At 63.2% G+C, this 2,610-nt stretch carries 3 protein-coding genes; 1 reads left to right on the plus strand and 2 read right to left on the minus strand.

Annotated elements, in window-relative coordinates:
* Window positions 1-274: 274 nt before the first annotated feature.
* Both H8A95_RS42450 and H8A95_RS42455 read right to left on the minus strand, forming a co-directional pair.
* The gene (locus tag H8A95_RS42450; protein WP_229188374.1) at window positions 275-919 is read right to left on the minus strand and encodes a haloacid dehalogenase-like hydrolase; all 645 of its coding nucleotides are present in this window, start codon (window positions 917-919) and stop codon (window positions 275-277) included.
* A gap of 188 nt (window positions 920-1,107) precedes the next feature.
* A complete protein-coding gene (locus H8A95_RS42455) occupies window positions 1,108-1,311 on the minus strand; it encodes a hypothetical protein (protein WP_163152457.1) in 204 nt (67 codons plus the stop codon).
* A gap of 191 nt (window positions 1,312-1,502) precedes the next feature.
* Here H8A95_RS42455 and H8A95_RS42460 point away from each other — a divergent pair, with 191 nt between their 5' ends.
* Entirely contained in the window at window positions 1,503-2,525 is a 1,023-nt protein-coding gene (locus H8A95_RS42460) for a TRAP transporter substrate-binding protein (protein WP_420839543.1), read from the plus strand.
* The last annotated feature ends 85 nt before the right edge of the window (window positions 2,526-2,610 follow it).

A 2,610-nucleotide genomic window follows, 5' to 3' on the forward strand; every position in this document is an offset into this window, starting at 1 on the left:
CGACGGGCCAGGGTGTGCAGGTCCGCCACCGTGCCGCGCACCGCGTTGCAGCGGCGGCATTCGATGATGGTGTCGCCGGACGCGTGCGCCGGATCGGCGACCTTGATCGCCAGGCTGCCGCAATCGGTGCAGATGATCTTGAAGCCGGTCGAAATTACTTGCTGATGCAAATTCATTGTGGGCCTGCGCCTCGGTTGACGCCGACCTTAGGGAACAATTTTTAAAACTGGGGTCGCGGAGCGGATTGCAATCGAACGACCGCGTTAGGACGCGGTTAAGACTTCGACGCGGCGGCGCGGCCCGGCAGGTGCAACGTCGGCCTGTTGAGTCTGGCGGCGGTGGCGCGCACGGCCTGGCGCGCATTGACGGTGATGATGCCGGCGGCGTGGGCCCAGACCGCGAGGTCGGACGCGCTGTCGCCTGCATAAATGAAGCCCGCGGGAAAAGTCTTCAGCAGGAGGTCAGCCTTGTTCGCGCCCTTGAGATTGTGTTCGCCGTCGGAGGCGAGCACCTGGTCGATCCATGGCAGCCGCGATGCAAGTTGGTTCGCAAGCAGCGCATCGGCCGCGGTCGCCAGCACGACGCGGCGGCCGGCCGCTTTCTCACGCTCGGCCAAGGCGACGACGTCCTGGTGGAGATCGATCCGGCTCCAGTCGATGCGCTGGCGCAGCGCGAGCTGGCGCTTCAGCGCCACGCGGCCGCGCGTCAGCCAGGCGGCGCATGCCGCGACGATCAGCGGATTGCGGCGCAGGATCGAGAACAAGCTGAGATAGAGCAGGTCGCCCTTGATCAGCGTGCCGTCGAGGTCGAGCACCAACGGCAGCGAGGTCGGGAGGCCGAGCAGAGTGGCCAACCCGTCGGTACTGGAGGTGTCCTTCGGCCTGGCAATGCCATTGTCGGCGAGGCGAGGTTCAGTCATTCGCGGCGCTCAGCCGGGTTGCAACCTTGCACACGTCGATCTCGCGCGCCCCGGTCTCGGTGGTCCTGCAATCGCCGTAGCCGAACCTGGCGGCAAAGGCCACACGGTCCTCATCGAAGCTCGGGACGAGCAAGACCAACAAAAAAGCCGCCCGAGGCGGCCGTTTGTCTGCCGAAGCATGAGACGTCTTAGCGGACGGTCGAGGCGCCCGAGGAGGTGATCGCGACCGGCTTACCGGCCTTGATGACCTGGGTGGTCTGAGCAGTCTGGGTGAAATCCGCGTTGTTCCGCGCCGAAATGCCGAAAGCCGCAACCCCGATGGCCGCAACAAGGGCAACCACCACAATCTTGAGGTGGGTCGCGCGATCGGCTGAATGGATCGAGTGGTTCATGGTCGCCTCCGGGCGTCTATGCGCCGTCTATGGCACCTACTGGTAAGCCCCATCTGTTTCCGGATCGTTTCGTGAGTTCCCGGAAATGGTTTCGTGCCACGGGCGGATTGGTTTCACCGTGCCTTGCATCACACAGGCGGAGGGCTGAAAGTGACTCCAGGCGCGGAAATGCGTCCGGGAGAAAAACAATAATGAAAACAATAAAGATGACCCGCCGGGGCTTGCTTGGAACCGGCTCTGGCGCAGTCGCTGCCACGCTGTTTGGCAAACGAGTCCTTGCCGCTGCCGAGTTCGACTTTAAGCTCGGCGTTGACACGCCGGAAACCCATCCACTGACAATCCGTCTCGTCGAAGCCGCAAGGGATGTTGCGGCGCGGTCGTCGGGGCGGGTCAACATCACGGTGTTTCCCAACAGTCAGCTCGGCGGTGACCCCGAGATGCTGTCACAGGTCCGGGCCGGCGGGATCGAGTTGATGGCCGCGCCGAGCCTGACTCTGTCGATCCTGGTGCCGCTGTCCGGGCTGCCGAGCATCGGCTTCGCATTCCAGTCCTACGATCAAGTGTGGGCCGCGATGGACGGCGGCGTCGGCGACACCGTCCGCGAGGCGATCGCCAGGACCGGCTTGGTGCCGTTGAAGAAGGTTTGGGACAACGGTTTCCGCCAGATCACTTCATCGTCGAGCCGACAACTCGGCAGTGTCGATGATCTCAAGGGCTTCAAGATCCGCGTACCCGTGACCGCGCTCTTGACCTCACTGTTCTTAGGCCTCGGCGCATTGCCGTCGAGCATCTCCTACAGCGAGCTCTATTCGGCGCTGCAGACCCACATCGTCGAGGGACAGGAGAATCCGCTGGCGCAGGTCTCGACCGGAAAGCTCTACGAGGTGCAAAAATACTGCGCGCTGTCGAACCATTGCTGGAGCGGCTACTGGATCATCGGCAATCGCCGGGCGATGGCGAGCCTGCCGCCCGACCTGCTCGAGATCATCAACACGGCGTTCGACACGGCCGCAATGAAGGAGCGCGCCGATCTGGTCGAGATGGATCGCTCGTTGCAGGCCGAATTGACCGAGAAGGGCATGACCTTCAACAAGCCCGACCCCGTGCAGTTCAGGGCCGCGCTGGTGAAAGCCGGCTTCTACACGCAGTGGCAGAAGACCTATGGTGCGGACGCCTGGGCGGCGCTGGAGAAATATACCGGCAAGCTGACGTGATCGCGCGCAGATCGCCAACAGCAATGTAGCGGCTTCCGTAGGTTTCTGGCAAAGTTTGGAAAGCTCACACACGAACGTGTCGCGC

It is taken from the genome of Bradyrhizobium oropedii (genome assembly GCF_020889685.1).
Taxonomy (GTDB): Bacteria; Pseudomonadota; Alphaproteobacteria; order Rhizobiales; family Xanthobacteraceae; genus Bradyrhizobium; species Bradyrhizobium oropedii.